Origin of the sequence: Phaeobacter sp. JH20_37 (assembly GCF_048056015.1) — a bacterium.
GTDB classification, from domain to species: Bacteria; Pseudomonadota; Alphaproteobacteria; order Rhodobacterales; family Rhodobacteraceae; genus Phaeobacter; species Phaeobacter bryozoorum.
The window spans coordinates 1-813 of record NZ_JAYMWW010000012.1 but is presented as its reverse complement, the minus strand read 5'-3'; the positions used below and the strand labels follow the sequence as shown (position 1 = coordinate 813).

1 protein-coding gene is annotated in these 813 nt (G+C 58.5%); it reads right to left on the bottom strand.

Annotation, left to right across the window (positions count from 1 at the left end; genetic code table 11):
* Nucleotides 1-771 (bottom strand): IS5 family transposase gene (locus VWZ87_RS04935; RefSeq protein WP_416534819.1). Its coding sequence is split into 2 segments (ribosomal slippage), with 772 coding nucleotides annotated over them: nt 1-435 and nt 435-771; the frame shifts between segments, so codons are not numbered across the junction. This gene is flagged as partial in the annotation.
* Nucleotides 772-813: the final 42 nt, after the last annotated feature.

Sequence of the window (813 nt, the reverse complement as noted above, 5' to 3'; positions counted from 1 at the left end):
TGAGCCAAAGCCGGATGGATGTAATGTCGATGAAGCCCAGGAAGCTTTCCATGGTTTTGTCGTAGCGAGTTGCCACGCGGCGTGCGTTCTTTAGTTTGTTGAAGCAGCGCTCGACCAGGTTGCGCAGGCGGTAAAGCGAGCGGTCGACACCGATACGCTTCTTACGAGATTTTCGCATTGGGATAACGGGCAGGACGTTGCGCGCATTCAAGCTCGCCCTGATGCTATCGCCATCATAGCCACGATCCGCCAGCAACACGCTGGGACTGGGCAGGTTGTCGGCCATGACCAGATCGAAACCGAGATAGTCGGATGTCTGGCCCGGCGTGATCTCTGTCCTCATGGGCAGACCATGCGCGTTGAAGAGGAGGTGGATCTTGGTCGTGAAGCCACCTCTTGAGCGCCCGAAACCCTGTCGCGGAGTCCCCCTTTTGCACCCGCTGCCTGATGATGGGCCCGGATCACGGTGCTATCGATCATTTGCAGGGCGTCTGGCACGGCCCCGCTTTGGTTCAGAGCGTCCATGATCTCCTCCCAGAGCCCCGCCAGCGTCCAGCGCCGGAACTGGCGGTAGACGCTCGACCACTTGCCAAACTCTTCCGGCAGATCGCGCCATGGCGCGCCGGTCCGGGCAATCCAGAATATCCCATCAAGAACAAGCCGGTGGTTGGTTGGTTTGCGTCCGTTCGGGGCACGGGCAGAAAGGATGAAACGCTCAAAGAACACCCATTCTTCGTCCGAGATAAGGTCTCGTGCCAAGCTGGTCTCCATCGCAGATACCAACTTGAATCACGTTCAGCGCTGCCTGTGAAT